The 14,533-nt window shown below is 71.1% G+C and carries 13 protein-coding genes; 3 read left to right on the top strand and 10 right to left on the bottom strand.

Features of this window, described 5'->3' with window-relative positions; genetic code table 11:
- Positions 1-140 precede the first annotated feature (140 nt).
- The 3 genes from IG78_RS0125295 to rimP all read right to left on the bottom strand — a co-directional run bounded on the left by IG78_RS0125295 (position 141) and on the right by rimP (position 2,136).
- The gene (locus tag IG78_RS0125295) at positions 141-440 is read right to left on the bottom strand and encodes a YlxR family protein (RefSeq protein ID WP_030567073.1); all 300 of its coding nucleotides are present in this window, start codon (positions 438-440) and stop codon (positions 141-143) included.
- A 125-nt stretch (positions 441-565) separates the two neighbouring features.
- Positions 566-1,624, bottom strand: a complete 1,059-nt coding sequence (gene nusA / locus IG78_RS0125290) for a transcription termination factor NusA (protein WP_078965499.1) — start codon at positions 1,622-1,624, stop codon at positions 566-568.
- 2 nt (positions 1,625-1,626) lie between these two features.
- On the bottom strand, positions 1,627-2,136 hold the full coding sequence (gene rimP, locus IG78_RS0125285) for a ribosome maturation factor RimP (RefSeq protein WP_030567069.1): 510 nt from the start codon (positions 2,134-2,136) through the stop codon (positions 1,627-1,629).
- A 272-nt stretch (positions 2,137-2,408) separates the two neighbouring features.
- On the opposite strand from rimP, the gene IG78_RS0125280 reads away from it, so the two are divergent.
- The 3 genes from IG78_RS0125280 (at position 2,409) to IG78_RS0125270 (ending at position 4,531) form a co-directional block, all read left to right on the top strand.
- Positions 2,409-2,960, top strand: a complete 552-nt coding sequence (locus tag IG78_RS0125280; protein ID WP_030567067.1) for a hypothetical protein — start codon at positions 2,409-2,411, stop codon at positions 2,958-2,960.
- Positions 2,961-3,058: 98 nt separating this feature from the next.
- Positions 3,059-3,469, top strand: a complete 411-nt coding sequence (locus tag IG78_RS0125275; protein WP_063760799.1) for a ferritin-like domain-containing protein — start codon at positions 3,059-3,061, stop codon at positions 3,467-3,469.
- Positions 3,470-3,616: 147 nt separating this feature from the next.
- Positions 3,617-4,531, top strand: coding sequence for an aminoglycoside phosphotransferase family protein (locus IG78_RS0125270; protein WP_030567062.1), 915 nt, complete (start codon positions 3,617-3,619; stop codon positions 4,529-4,531).
- Between the two features lie 266 nt (positions 4,532-4,797).
- On the opposite strand, the gene IG78_RS0125265 is transcribed toward IG78_RS0125270, so the two are convergent.
- From IG78_RS0125265 to IG78_RS0125235, 7 genes are all read right to left on the bottom strand, one after another.
- Complete coding sequence (locus IG78_RS0125265) at positions 4,798-6,492, bottom strand: proline--tRNA ligase (protein ID WP_030567060.1); 1,695 nt, start codon at positions 6,490-6,492, stop codon at positions 4,798-4,800.
- Between the two features lie 80 nt (positions 6,493-6,572).
- On the bottom strand, positions 6,573-7,121 hold the full coding sequence (locus IG78_RS0125260; RefSeq protein WP_030567058.1) for a GNAT family N-acetyltransferase: 549 nt from the start codon (positions 7,119-7,121) through the stop codon (positions 6,573-6,575).
- A gap of 201 nt (positions 7,122-7,322) precedes the next feature.
- Positions 7,323-8,171, bottom strand: coding sequence for a GNAT family N-acetyltransferase (locus tag IG78_RS0125255; protein ID WP_030567056.1), 849 nt, complete (start codon positions 8,169-8,171; stop codon positions 7,323-7,325).
- Positions 8,172-8,281: 110 nt separating this feature from the next.
- A complete protein-coding gene (ispG, locus tag IG78_RS0125250) occupies positions 8,282-9,436 on the bottom strand; it encodes a flavodoxin-dependent (E)-4-hydroxy-3-methylbut-2-enyl-diphosphate synthase (protein WP_030567054.1) in 1,155 nt (384 codons plus the stop codon).
- Between the two features lie 249 nt (positions 9,437-9,685).
- Positions 9,686-10,987: a M50 family metallopeptidase gene (locus tag IG78_RS0125245; protein ID WP_030567052.1), complete on the bottom strand. Its 1,302-nt coding sequence runs from the start codon at positions 10,985-10,987 to the stop codon at positions 9,686-9,688.
- Positions 10,984-12,273: a 1-deoxy-D-xylulose-5-phosphate reductoisomerase gene (dxr, locus tag IG78_RS0125240; protein WP_030567050.1), complete on the bottom strand. Its 1,290-nt coding sequence runs from the start codon at positions 12,271-12,273 to the stop codon at positions 10,984-10,986. The genes IG78_RS0125245 and dxr overlap by 4 nt, the downstream gene beginning before the upstream one ends.
- Positions 12,274-12,470: 197 nt before the next feature.
- On the bottom strand, positions 12,471-14,420 hold the full coding sequence (locus tag IG78_RS0125235; protein ID WP_107055001.1) for an acyl-CoA dehydrogenase family protein: 1,950 nt from the start codon (positions 14,418-14,420) through the stop codon (positions 12,471-12,473).
- Positions 14,421-14,533: the final 113 nt, after the last annotated feature.

Raw genomic sequence — 14,533 nt, 5'->3', positions numbered from 1 at the left:
TCCTTTTAGGTCCGGGTTACGCCGGACCGTCGCTACTTCATGGGCGTACTCATCGCGTGCTCATCGAGTGCTCATCGCAATCTCGACCTACTTCCAACTCGCGGGGTACCAGGGCCGCACGGGGTTCCGTGCGACACGTCCTACGGTGTTGCCTGCTGGGCAACGGTCTCGGCTGCCTCGACATTCCCGCGCAGTTCCGCGGTGTCGAGCGGTCCCTGGGCCCGGAAGGCCCGGGGGAACGCCCGGCGCCGGAGCGCCAGGTCGAGACAGACCAGGGCGGGGTGCACGTAGGCACCCCGGCCGGGCAGCGTACCGCTTGGGTCGGGGACGCAGACGCCCTCGACCGCCACGATGCGCAGCAGCTCGTTCTTGGCCGCTCGCTCCCGACACCCCACACACGTGCGTTCAGGGCATGCGCGGGCATACGTCCGGCCAGACACGCTTAAGTCTACCTCCCCGCACCGACCTCACCCCTTTGGGGCAGAAATCGAACGACTGTTGTCTTGATCAGTACCTGGCCGGGTGCGGCCGGCCATGGCACTTTCGGGGCGGATCAGTCCCGCGATCAGTCCCGCGATCGGTCCCGCGGCCGGTCCTCCGCGCCGGGCTCGGAGTCCCCGGAGCGGCCGGATCGCGCCGGTCCATCGGGCACCTCGGTGTCCGGACGGATGTCGATGCGCCAGCCGGTGAGCCGGGCCGCGAGGCGGGCGTTCTGGCCCTCCTTGCCGATCGCCAGCGAGAGCTGGTAGTCGGGCACGGTCACGCGGGCGGAGCGGGCGGCCAGGTCCACGATCTCGACCTTGCTGACGCGGGCCGGGGAGAGCGCGTGGGCGACCATGTCGCCCGGGTCCTCCGACCAGTCCACGATGTCGATCTTCTCACCGTTGAGCTCGCCCATGACGTTGCGCACGCGGCTGCCCATGGGGCCGATGCAGGCGCCCTTGGGGTTCAGGCCCGAGCGGGTCGAACGGACCGCGATCTTGGTGCGGTGGCCGGCCTCGCGGGCGATGGCGGCGATCTCCACCGACCCGTCGGCGATCTCCGGCACCTCGAGGGCGAACAGCTTCTTGACCAGGTTCGGGTGGGTGCGCGACAGGGTCACGGACGGGCCGCGGACGCCCTTGGCCACCCGGACGACGTAGGAGCGCAGGCGCATGCCGTGCCGGTACTCCTCGCCGGGGACCTGCTCCTGCACGGGCAGGATGGCCTCCAGCTTGCCGATGTCGACCAGGACGTTCTTCGGGTCGCGGCCCTGCTGGACGACGCCGGTGACGATGTCGCCCTCGCGGCCGGCGTACTCACCGAGCGTCGCGTCGTCCTCGGCGTCGCGCAGCCGCTGCAGGATGACCTGCTTGGCGGTGGTGGCGGCGATGCGGCCGAAGTCGGACGGGGTGTCGTCGAACTCCTTCGGCTCCTGGCCCTCTTCCAGGTCCGCCGGGTCCTCCGTCGCCCACACCGTCACATGGCCGCTGTCGCGGTCCAGCTTCACGCGTGCGCGACGGAAGCTGCCGTCGGTGCGGTGGTAGGCGATGAGGAGGGCCGACTCGATCGCCTCGACGAGGAGGTCGAAGGAGATCTCTTTCTCCCGTACCAGACCCCGCAGGGCACTCATGTCGATGTCCACGGCTACGCCTCCTCCTCTTCCTTCATGTCCTTCTTGTCCTTGCGGTTGAACTCGACCTGCACGCGCGCCTTGTCGATCTCGGCGAAGGCCAGGCGGCGGGATGTGGGCTTGCGGCCCTTCACGCCGGGTACCTCCAGATCGAGCCCCTCGTCGTCCACGGTGAGGATGCGGGCGACGAACTCGCCGCCCTCCTTCAACTGGAACTTCGCCAGGCGGTCCACAGCACGCACGTAGTGGCGGTGCTCGGTCAGGGCGCGCTCGGCGCCGGGGGATCCGACCTCCAGGTCGTACTCCCCCTCGCCCATGGCGTCGCTCTCGTCGAGCTTCGCGGAGAGCAGGCGGCTCACTTCCGCGATCGTGTCGAGGTCCACGCCGTCCTCGGAGTCGATGACGACTCGCAGCACTCGCTTGCGTCCGACCGGGGCCACTTCGATCTCTTCGAGATCCAGATCCTGGGAGCTGACGAGCGGTTCGAGCAGTTCTCGCAGCCTCTCGCTCTGGGTGGTGCTCATCCGGGTGACTCCTCGGCCGCGTGTGCTGTTGTGGGATCGTCGCGTGTCTGGTCAAAGGGTATCCGGTCCCGGAGGGTGTTGCCGTCACCCACCGGCCCGCGGAACGCCCCGGGACCGAGCCGGTCGCCCATACGTCGCCCATACGTCGCCCATACATCGAGTCGATCGCACGTACGAGGACAGGGCGCAGGTACGGTGATCACCGACCCAGGGCCTGCCGCCCGCCCCCGCCCCTCGTGCCCTCGCGGCCCACCTTTCCGAGGACGTCTGCCGTGCCGTCGTATGTCACCCCTTCGAGGTCCCGCCCCGGCCCGCGCAGACGGAGCCTGCTCACCGGCGCCGCGGCGGCCGGGAGCACACTGCTGCTCGCCGGGTGCTCGGGCTCCGACACCGCGAGCGACGGACGCTCGTCCGCCGAGAAGCGGGTACGCGCGCGTGCGGCGCGGGACAGCGCGGAGCTGCTGCGCCGGTACGACGCCGTGCTCGCGGCGCACGCCTCCCTCTCGGACCGTCTCGGGCCGCTGCGGGCGGAAGTGGCACGGCACGAGAAGGCGTTCGGCGGCACCCACCCACCCACGAAGAACGCCTCCCCCGACTCCCCCGGCTCTCCCGCCCCCTCCGCCGCCTCATCGTCGGCGAAGCCGGTCGACGTACCGCCCGGCAGGATGAGCGCGCTGCGGTTCCTCGCCACGGCGGAACGGGACCTCGCCGACCGCCGCGGCAAGCAGCTCCAGGAAGCGCCCGCCGAACTCGCCCGACTGCTCGCGTCCGTGGCGGCGGCGGGCGCAGCGCACGCCTACCTGCTGACGGAGGACGACAAGTGAGCCAAGTGAGCCGAGTGAGCCGGGCGGCACAGGACGCGGCGCCGGACGAAGAGCGGGACGACGCCGCGGGCGGCGGTGCGAAGGCCGAGCTCAAGGCCGTGCAGGCGGCGCTGCGGGCCGAGCACGCGGCCGTGTACGGGTACGGCGTCGTCGGCGGCCGTATCGGTGACGGGCGCAGGGCGGAGGCCCGTACGGCGTACGACGCGCACCGCGCGCGCAGGGACGAGTTGCGGCGGGCGGTGCGCGAGCTCGGCGGCGAGCCGGAGTCCTCGGCGGCCGCGTACGCGCTGCCCTTCCCGGTGCCGGACGCGGCGGCTGCCGCACGGCTCGCGGCCGAGCTTGAGGAGCGGGTGGCCGGGGTCTACGCCGACCTGGTGCGGGCGGCGGGCGGTGCGCGGCGCGGAATGGCGGCCGAGTCGCTGCGGGAGGCGGCGGTGCGGGCGGCGCGGTGGCGTGGCGGGAGCGTAGCCTTCCCAGGGCTCGCGGAGCGGTCGGCCGCGTCCGGATGACGCCCCGGTGTCGCCGCGCAGGCCCGGTGCACGGACGTCCTCAGGGGCGGCCGGGCCCGTCGGCGTGACGGCGCCACCACGTACGCATGCCTTCGGGCAGTTGGGACACGAACGCCTTCGGGCGGCCGGGAAGGGAACACCTCGCGCATGGCTTTCGAACCGCCGCCGCGCCTCGTCCGTGCGCTCGGCGAGACGCCGCGCGACACCGCCACCGCCGACTGGCTCAACCGCCTGCCCGAACTGGTACGGGACGCGGTGGCGCGCCGGGAGCTGACGGTCGAGCGGGTCCAGGTGCCGGGCGGTCGCAGCAGCCTCGTCGTGCTCGTACGGACCCGCGAGGACACGCCCGCGGTGCTCAAGCTGGTGCCGCCGCGGTCGCGGCCGGACAGCGAGCGGGCCGCAATGGCGCACTGGGGCGGTCTGGGGGCCGCGCGGCTCCTCGACGCCGATACCGGGGCCGACGGGGCGTACTTGGTGGAACGGCTGCACCGGGATGTGTCCGTACGGTCGCTGCCCGAGGCCAAGTCGATGCTGGAGGCGGCGGGGACGCTGCGGCGGCTGTGGGTGCCGCCGCCCGCGGGGCACCGGTTCGAGACCGTCGCGGAGCGGACGGGGCGGCAGGCCGACGCGATGGCCGCGTGCGCGGAGCCGGACGTCCGGCCGCTGGTGAGCGCCGCGCTCGCGGCGCGCGACGAGCTGCTCGGCTCGGTGCCCGCGGGGCCCGGGGACGCGGTGCTGCTGCACGGGACGTTCCGGCAGAGCAAGGTGCTTGCCGCCGAGCGGGTGCCGTGGCTGGCCGTGGGGCCCGATCCGGTGGTGGGTGAGTGCGCGTTCGATCTGGCGCGCCTCGTGCGGGACCGGGTGGAGGATCTGATCGCCACGCCGTCGGGGGCCGGGGTGACGCGGCGGCGCGTCAAGCGGCTCGCCGAGTCCCTGGAAGTGGACCAGGAGCGGCTTCGGGGGTGGACCTTGTTCCGGGCCGTGGAGTCCGGTGTGCGCGCGCTGCGCGTGGGGCGCACCCAGGACGCGGAGTTGCTCCTGGAGTTCGCGGGCTGGCTGTAGCCCGCGTGGGACGCCCCAGGCCCGCCCCTTCCCGAACCAGGGGCGCTGCGCCCCCTGGACCCCAGCTCTATCGGCGCTCCGCGCCTCGTCCTCAAACGCCGGACGGGCTAAAAGATCTACGCCGCACCGGCGAGAATTCGAGCCCGTCCGGCGATTGAGGACGAGGCCGCAGGCCGATGACGGGGTCTGGGGCGGAGCCCCAGGACCGGAGCAGGGGCGCCCGCGCGCGGAGCCCGCTGAGGATGCAGCGGGCGCCCCGCAAGGGCCTACGCCGACAGGCGGGCGATCGCCTCCGCCACGGAGAGCTCCTCGCGCTCACCGGTGCGCCGGTTCTTGAGCTCCAAGACCCCCTCCGCGGAGCGGCGCCCCGCGACCAGGATCTGCGGAACACCGATCAGCTCGGCGTCGGTGAACTTGACGCCGGGCGAGACACCGGCCCGGTCGTCGACGAGCACCCGCACCCCGGCGGCCCCGAGCTGCGCGGCCACATCGAGGGCCAGCTCGGTCTGCACGGCCTTGCCCGCGGCGACGACGTGCACATCGGCCGGAGCGACCTCCTTGGACCAGCAGAGCCCCTGCTCGTCGGCGGTCTGCTCGACGAGCGCGGCGACAGCACGGGAGACACCGATGCCGTAGGAGCCCATGGTGACGCGGACGGGCTTGCCGTTCTGGCCGAGGACGTCGAGCTGGAAGGTGTCGGCGTACTTGCGGCCGAGCTGGAAGATGTGGCCGATCTCGATCGCACGGCCCAGCTTCAGGCCCGCGCCGCAGAGGGGGCAGGGGTCCCCGGCCTCGACCACGACGACGTCCAGGTAGTCGTCGACCTCGAAGTCACGGCCGCACACGACGTTGCGGGCGTGCGTGTCGGGCTTGTTGGCGCCGGTGATCCAGGAGGTGCCGGGCGCGACGCGCGGGTCGGCGAGGTAGCGGACCTTGCCGAGGCCCTGGGGGCCGACGTAGCCGCGTACCAGGTCGTCGCGGCCCTCGAAGTCCTCGGCGGTGACCAGCTCGACCTCGGCGGGGGCGAGGTGCTCGGCGAGCTTGCCGAGGTCGACCTCGCGGTCACCGGGCACGCCCACGGCCACGATCTCGCCGTCGACCTTGACGAGGAGGTTCTTGAGGGTGGCGGAGGCCGGGACGCCCAGGTGCTCGGCGAGGGTCTCGATGGTGGGGGTGTCGGGGGTGTCCAGTTCCTCGGCCGCGGGGTGTCCTTCGACGGACACGGGCTTCAGGGCGAAGGTCACGGCCTCGGTGTTCGCCGCGTAGTCGCACTCGGGACAGTCCACGAAGGTGTCCTCACCGGCGGGCGCGGGCGCGAGGAACTCCTCGGACGCCGAGCCGCCCATGGCGCCGGACACGGCGGACACGATGCGGTAGTCCAGGCCGAGGCGCTCGAAGATGCGCTGGTAGGCGCCGCGGTGCAGGGCGTACGCCTCGGCGAGGCCCTCGTCGGAGGTGTCGAAGGAGTACGAGTCCTTCATCTGGAACTCGCGGCCGCGCAGCACACCGGCGCGGGGGCGGGCCTCATCGCGGTACTTGGTCTGGATCTGGTAGAGGATCACCGGCAGGTCCTTGTAGGACGAGCACTGGTCCTTGACGACCTGGGTGAAGATCTCTTCGTGGGTGGGGCCGAGGACGTAGTCGGAGCCCTTGCGGTCCTTGAGGCGGAAGAGCAGGTCGCCGTACTCCTCGTAGCGCCCGCTTGCCTCGTAGGGCTCCTTGGGCAGCAGGGCGGGGAGCAGGACCTCCTGGCCGCCGATGGCGTCCATCTCCTCGCGCACGATGCGGGCGACGTTCTCGTAGACCTTCTTGCCGAGCGGCAGCCAGGTCCAGATGCCCGCGGCGGTGCGGCGTACGTAGCCGGCGCGCACGAGCAGCTTGTGGTTGAGCGTCTCCGCGTCCGCCGGGTCGTCGCGCAGTGTCTTGACCATCAAACGGGACATGCGCTGGACCTGGGCCATGATGAACTCCTGCTACGAAAAGTGTGGTGGGCGCAGGTTAGCCCCGGTGAGCGCGCACCCGGAAATCCGTTTCCCGGCCGTCAGCCCCGCGCGGGACGCACAAGCGGCAGCGGGGCGCCCATCACGGCGTACGGCTTGGGTGCGCTCGGGAAGAGGACGTTGCACGCCAGGTCGGTGTAGCCGAGCGAGCGGTACAGGCCGCGGGCGGGGCTCTCGGCGTCGATGGCGGAGAGGATCGAGCGGGGCTCGGCGGCGGTGTCCGTGATGGTGGTGATCAGGGTGCGGCCGATGCCGCGGTTCTGGTAGCCGGGGCGTACGTGCAGCTCGGTGATCACGAAGGAGCCGTCGAGCCAGTCGTCGAGGCCCCAGCCGCGGAGATAGGGCTCGACGACCGTGGACCACCAGTGTCCGCGGTCGTTGGGCATGCCGTAGACGAAGCCGATGAGCCGCCCGTCGCCGGTGGTCGCGCCGTACGCCCGCGCCCCGGGGTAGGTGAGGTGCCGCAGGACGATCTGGCGGCGTACCGCGATCTCGTCGTCGCTGAGCCCGAAGGCGAGGGCCTGTACGCGCAGTGCGTCGTCCACTCGCTCCGCGAGATCCAGGGGCCCGATCACGACTTCGTCCGTCATGCGGGCACCCTACTTCGCCAAGCGGCACCGACCGCCGGGCGCGACCGGAAACGGGCCCCGTCAGGGGCGCGGGGAACTGCGCGCTCAGCGCGCTACCAGCCGCGGACGCGTCTGCCGAGTCACCGTGCAGACGCGTCTGCGGCTTTTCTTGGGCTGGTCGCGCAGTTCTCCGCGCCCCTGACGGGGCCCCTGACGGAAAGGTCAGAAGAGGACGCTCATGAAGGCGCCGACTTCCTTGAAGCCGACCCGGCGGTAGGTGGCTCGTGCCGCCGTGTTGAAGTCGTTGACGTAGAGACTGACGAGGGGCGCCACGTCCGCGAGGGCGTACCGCATGACGGCGGCCATGCCGGGCGCCGCATACCCCCGCCCCCGGTACTCGGGCGCCACCCACACACCCTGCACCTGGCACGCCAGCTCCGTCGATGCGCCGATCTCGGCCTTGAAGACGACGCGGCCGTCGGCGTCGAGGCGGGCGAAGGAGCGTCCTGAACCGACGAGTTCGGCGACCCGGGCCTGGTAGAGCAGTCCGCCGTCGCCGGAGAGCGGGGAGATGCCGACCTCCTCGGTGAACATCGCCACGCACGCCGGCATGATCGTCTCCATCTCGTCCTTGCGGACGCGGCGGACGTAGGGGTCGGGCGTGATGTCGCCGGGCAGCCGGTCGGCGACCATCAGCGGCTGCTGGGAGCGGACCTCGCGGGCCGGGCCCCAGGACGGTTCGAGCAGCCGCCACAGTTGGGCGGTGGCCTCGGCGGGGCCGACGATGGAGGAGCAGCGGCGTCCTGCCCTGCGGGCGCGGTCGGCGAAGCCGCGCACGGCACGCGGAGACGCGCAGATCGGGACGAGGTTGGCGCCCGCGTAGCACAGGGACTCCAGCATGCCGTCCTCGTACCAGCCCCACATCTCGCCGCCGAGGCGCCACGGGTCGAGGCCCGCCATGCGCACCCGGGCGGTGACGAAGGCATTGGCGACCGGCTCGCGGTCGAGTACCGCGAGCGCCGCGTCCAGGTCACTCGGTTCGAGCACCCTGGTGGTGGTCTGGGTCAACACGTGCGGGGGCCTCACCATACGGTCTGCTGATCTCCGCACTGTACCTGGCGGGATTGTCTGCCGCCGCCCGGTCGTCCGCGGGGCCGTACCGCATGCGCCAGGGGTCAGGACTAGCTGATCGTGACCTCGGGCTCGCCCGACATCACGCCGTCCTTCTCCATCTGTTCGGCGATCTTCATGGCCTCGTCGATCAGGGTCTCCACGATCTTCGACTCCGGCACGGTCTTGATGACCTCGCCCTTGACGAAGATCTGCCCCTTGCCGTTGCCGGAGGCCACGCCCAGGTCCGCCTCGCGCGCCTCGCCGGGGCCGTTGACGACACAGCCCATGACCGCGACGCGCAACGGCACCTCCATGCCCTCTAGGCCCGCCGTCACCTCGTCCGCCAGCTTGTACACATCGACCTGGGCGCGACCGCAGGACGGGCAGGACACGATCTCCAGGCGGCGCTGGCGCAGGTTCAGCGACTCCAGGATCTGGATGCCGACCTTGACCTCCTCCGCGGGCGGGGCGGAGAGCGAGACGCGGATGGTGTCGCCGATGCCCTCGCTCAGGAGCGCACCGAACGCCACCGCCGACTTGATCGTCCCCTGGAAGGCCGGGCCCGCTTCCGTCACACCCAGGTGCAGCGGGTAGTCGCACTGCGCGGCCAACTGACGGTAGGCGTTGACCATCACGACCGGGTCGTTGTGCTTCACCGAGATCTTGATGTCCCGGAAGTCGTGCTCCTCGAACAGCGACGCCTCCCACAGCGCCGACTCCACCAGGGCCTCCGGCGTCGCCTTGCCGTACTTCTTCAGCAGCCGCGCGTCCAGCGACCCCGCGTTCACACCGATCCTGATCGGCGTGCCGTGGTCCTTCGCCGCCCGCGCGATCTCCTTGACCTTGTCGTCGAACTGCTTGATGTTGCCCGGGTTCACCCGGACCGCCGCGCATCCGGCCTCGATCGCGGCGAACACGTACTTCGGCTGGAAGTGAATGTCGGCGATCACCGGGATCTGCGACTTCCGCGCGATCGTCGCCAGGGCGTCCGCGTCGTCCTGCGTCGGGCACGCCACCCGCACGATCTGGCACCCCGACGCCGTCAGCTCCGCGATCTGCTGCAGCGTCGCCCCGATGTCGGACGTACGCGTCGTCGTCATCGACTGCACCGAGACCGGCGCGTCCCCGCCTACGGCCACCGGACCGACCTGGATCTTGCGGCTGACCCTGCGCTCGGCGAGCTTGGTCGGAACGGACGGGATTCCGAGAGAAACGGCAGTCATCTGGCGTGCATCCCCAAAGTGTGGGTCAAGGTCCGGATCGAGGTCCCGAGTCCGGCGGGCACCGGGCTCCACGGGTTCGCTGGTACGTCGCAGCTTCGCTGCCACATCGCTCATTCGCGGGTTCGAGGTTACGACACCCCGGCGGGCAGCGGCACATCCCGCCCCGATGTCCACCCGTTGGCAGGCGTGCTCGCACACACTGCGGCGGTCGGCCACACATCGTGCCCGACCGCCGCAAACATCGCGCGTCTAGGAGATTCTCACCGGGTTAACCACATCCGCGATGAGCACCAGAATGGTGAAGCAGATGAAGATTCCGGCGACGACGTAGGCGACCGGCATCAGCTTCGCCACGTCGAAGGGGCCGGGGTCGGGACGGCGGAGCACCTTCGCCGCGTTGCGGCGGAGCGACTCCCACAGCGCCCCCGCGATATGCCCGCCGTCGAGCGGCAACAGGGGCAGCATGTTGAACAGGAACAGCGACAGGTTGAACCCGGCGAGCAGGAACAGCATCATCGCGACCTGGTTCTCCGGCGGGATGTCCAGGGTGAACACCTCGCCGCCGACACGGGCCGCGCCGACGACGCCCATCGGCGAGTCCTGCTTGCGGTCGCCGTCGCCGAAGGCCGCGTTCCACAGATCGGGGACCTTGGAGGGCAGCGCGATGATGGACTCGACGCCGTTCTCCATCATGCTGCCCATGCGGTCCACGGACTGGCCGAAGGACTGCTGGACGATGCCGGATGCCGGGGTGAAGCCGAGGAAGCCGGCGTAGACGTAACTGCCCTCCACGTAGCCGCCGTCGCCGTCGGTCTTGCTGACCTGGTTCCTGATCAGGTTCGCGTGCAGGTCGGTCCGCTTGCCGTCGCGCTCCACGGTGATCGTCGCGGGGCCGACGGTCTCGCGGATCTTCGTCTGGAGCGCCGACCAGTCGCCGACGGACTTGCCCTGGAAGGCGACGATCTTGTCACCGGCCCGCAGGCCCGCGGCCTTGGCCGGTGCGGGCTTGTCGCCCTTCTCGCAGGTGCTGCGGTTCTGGCTCGCCTCGATGACGCAGTCCGAGACCTTGCCGACCGATGTCGTCTGGGTGCTGATGCCGAAGGTCATCATCACGCCGAGGAAGATCACGACAGCCAGGATCAGGTTCATGAAGGGACCGGCGAACATCACGATCACGCGCTTCCAGGGCTTGCGCGTGTAGAAGAGGCGACTCTCGTCACCCGGCTTGAGCTCCTCGAACGCCGCCGAGCGGGCGTCCTCGATCATGCCGCGCCAGGGCGAGGTGGAGCGTGCCTCTATCTTTCCGTCCGGACCCGGCGGGAACATGCCGATCATGCGGATGTAGCCGCCGAGCGGGATGGCCTTGACGCCGTACTCGGTGTCGCCCCTCTTCCGCGAGAACAGGGTCGGCCCGAAGCCCACCATGTACTGCGGCACGCGGATGCCGAACATCTTCGCGGTCGAGAGGTGGCCGAGCTCGTGCCAGGCGATCGAGAACAACAGCCCGACCACGAAGACGACTATGCCGAGGATCATCATCAGGGTCGTCATGCACGAGCCTCCGCGGTCGTCTGGTTCCCCGTCGTCGCCGACGAGGTGGTCGTGGCCGTCAGTTCACGGGCCCGGGCGCGCGCCCAGGTCTCCGCTTCGAGGACGTCCGCCACGGTCAGGGAGGTTCCCGCGCTCGGGGTGCCGTGTTCGGTGACGACCCGGGTCACGGTCTCCATGATGCCGTTGAAGGGCAGCGCGCCCGCCAGGAAGGCGTCCACGCATTCCTCGTTGGCGGCATTGAACACCGCCGGAGCCGTGCCCGCGAGCTCCCCGACGTGCCGGGCGAGCCCGACCGACGGAAACGCCTCCTGGTCGAGCGGGAAGAACTCCCAGGTCGAGGCCTTGGTCCAGTCGAACGCGGGCGCCGCGTCCGGCACCCGCTCGGGCCAGCCGATGCCGATGGCGATGGGGCCGCGCATGTCCGGCGGGGTGGCCTGGGCCAGCGTGGAGCCGTCGGTGAACTCGACCATGGAGTGCACGTACGACTGCGGGTGCACGACCACCTCGATGCGGTCGAAGGGGATGTCGTAGAGCAGGTGGGCCTCGATGACTTCCAGGCCCTTGTTGACGAGCGTCGCGGAGTTGACCGTGATGACCGGGCCCATCGCCCAGGTGGGGTGCGCGAGCGCGTCCTCGGGGGTGACATGCGCGAGGTCGGCCTTGGTGCGGCCGCGGAAGGGGCCACCGGACGCGGTGACGACGAGCTTGCGCACGTCCGCGCGTGTGCCCGCCGCGAGCGCCTGGAAGAGCGCGGCGTGCTCGGAGTCCACCGGGATGATCTGGCCGGGCTTGGCCAGGGCCTTGACCAGGGGGCCGCCGACGATCAGCGACTCCTTGTTGGCGAGGGCGAGCGTGCGCCCGGCCTCCAGGGCGGCCAGCGTGGGGGCGAGCCCGATGGAGCCGGTAATGCCGTTGAGCACCGTGTGGCAGGGGGAGGCGGCCAGTTGGGTGGCCGCGTCGGGGCCGGCGAGGATCTCGGGCAGCGGCTCCCCGGCGCCGTACTCCGCCCGCAGTGCCTCCCGCAGCGCGGGCACCGCGTCCTCGCGGGCCACCGCGACGGTCCGCACCCGCAGCCGCCTGGCCTGCTCGGCGAGCAGCGCCACCCGGCCGCCCGCGGCGGACAGGGCCGTGACGCGGAAGCGGCCGGGGTTGCGCAGCACGAGGTCGACGGCCTGCGTGCCGATCGAGCCCGTCGAGCCGAGGACGACGATGTTCCGCGGGGCGTCGGTGCCGACTGGGTCGAAGACGAGATGCGGGGCGGCGAGGGGTGCGGGGCTTTCGCTCATGCCCCCATTGTGGCCGGAGCGGGGCCCGGATCCGACAGCGCCTCTCGGCTTCGCCGGGCCCTTGCAAGGCTCCCCTGGCCCGCCCCTTCCCGAACCAGGGGCGCCGCGCCCCCTGGACCCCAGCTTTATCGGCGCTCCGCGCCTCGTCCTCAAGCGCCGGACGGGCTGGATCTTCTCCGGGGCGGGCTGAATCCGTTTCAGCGGATCGGGCGGTGGACGTTCTCCCCTTTCGCCGGGCCCGGTGTCGCGTCCGCGATCCACGCTCCGTCGCCGCTGGGGTCGACCACGCCCTGTTCCAGCCAGGTGTAGGTGCCCGCCAGGACGCCCTTGACGACCTTGTGGTCCAGGTCGTCGGTGTTGGTCCACAGCCGGCCGAAGAGTTCCTCGACGCGGATGCGGGACTGCCGGCAGAAGACGTCGGCGAGCTGGTAGGCCTCGCGGCCGTACTCCTCGGTCTCGCGCAGGAGTTCGGCGCGTACGCAGGCCGCGCTCATCGCGAACAGCTCCGCGCCGATGTCCACGATCCGGCCGAGGAAGCCCTGCTTGGTCTCCATGCGGCCCTGCCAGCGCGACATCGCGTAGAACGTGGAGCGGGCCAGTTTGCGGGCCGTGCGTTCGACGTAGCGCAGATGGCCCGACAGGTCCGGGTGGCCCGCGGGGTGGAAGTCGGCGTAGCTGCGCGGGAGCTGGCCTGGACCCGCGACCAGCTTGGGCAGCCAGCGGGCGTAGAAGGCGCCCGCGGCGGCACCGGCCCGCGCCTTGTCGGACAGGGACTTCTCCGGATCGATGAGATCCCCCGCGACCTTCAGGTGGGCGTCGACGGCCTCGCGGGCGATCAGCAGGTGCATGATCTCCGTCGAGCCCTCGAAGATGCGGTTGATGCGCAGGTCGCGCAGGATCTGCTCGGCGGGCACGGCGCGCTCGCCGCGGGCGGCCAGGGACTCGGCGGTCTCGAAGCCGCGGCCGCCGCGGATCTGCACCAGCTCGTCGGCCATCAGCCAGGCCATCTCGGAGCCGTAGAGCTTGGCGAGCGCGGCCTCGATGCGGATGTCGTTGCGGTCCTCGTCGGCCATCTGGGAGGACAGGTCGAGGACCGCCTCCAGGGCGAAGGTGGTCGCGGCGATGAAGGAGATCTTCGAGCCGACCGCCTCGTGCAGGGCGACGGGCTTGCCCCACTGCTCGCGGGCGCCCGACCACTCCCGGGCGATCTTCAGGCACCACTTGCCCGCGCCGACGCACATGGCGGGCAGCGAGAGGCGGCCGGTGTTCAGGGTGGTGAGCGCGATCTTCAGGCCCGCGCCCTCGGGGCCGATGCGGTGGGCGGCGGGGACGCGCACGCGGTGGAAGCGGGTGACGCCGTTCTCCAGGCCGCGCAGCCCCATGAAGGCGTTGCGGTTCTCCACGGTGACGCCCTCGGACGCCGCCTCGACGACGAAGGCGGTGATGCCGCCCTTGTGCCCGTCGGACTTCGGCACCCGCGCCATGACGACGAGCAGATCGGCCACGACACCGTTGGTGGTCCACAGCTTCACGCCGTCGAGGATGTAGTCGTCGCCGTCCGGCACGGCACTGGTCGCGAGGCGGGCCGGGTCGGAGCCCACGTCCGGCTCGGTGAGCAGGAACGCGGAGATGTCCGTGCGGGCGCACCGGGGCAGGAACTCGTCCCGCTGCTCCTGGGTGCCGAACTGCTTCAGGGGCTGCGGTACGCCGATCGACTGGTGCGCCGAGAGGAGGGCGCCGATGGCGGGGTTGGCGGAGCCGACGAGGGCGAGCGCCTTGTTGTAGTACACCTGCGTGAGGCCGAGCCCGCCGTACTTCGTGTCGATCTTCATGCCGAGCGCGCCGAGTTCCTTGAGGCCGTTGATGACCTCGTCGGGGATGCGGGCCTCGCGTTCGATGCGCGCCCCGTCGATCTTCGTCTCGCAGAAGTCGCGCAGCTTGGCCAGGAACTCCTCACCGCGCTGGGCCGCCTCGTCGGAGGGCATCGGGTGCGGGTGGATCAGATCGAGGCGGAAGCGCCCGAGGAACAGCTCCTTGGCGAAGCTCGGCTTGCGCCAGTCCTGCTCGCGGGCGGCCTCGGCGACCTGCCGGGCCTCGTGTTCGGAAACCTTGGGCCGTGCGGAATGTGGTGCGGACAAGAGGCTCACCTCGCCGCGAGTCGGGATCAGGGGACCGTTTGGTTACTCACCGGTGCTACTGGATCGTTGGTACCCGATTCCCGGCGTTGTCACCAGCCCTCGTGCGGCGAATGCACGAGAAC

Origin of the sequence: Streptomyces aureocirculatus, from assembly GCF_000720475.1 — a bacterium.
In the GTDB taxonomy this organism is placed as follows: Bacteria; Actinomycetota; Actinomycetes; order Streptomycetales; family Streptomycetaceae; genus Streptomyces; species Streptomyces aureocirculatus.
The sequence above is the reverse complement of the archived record's forward strand: the minus strand, read 5'-3'. Positions and strand labels throughout refer to the sequence as shown.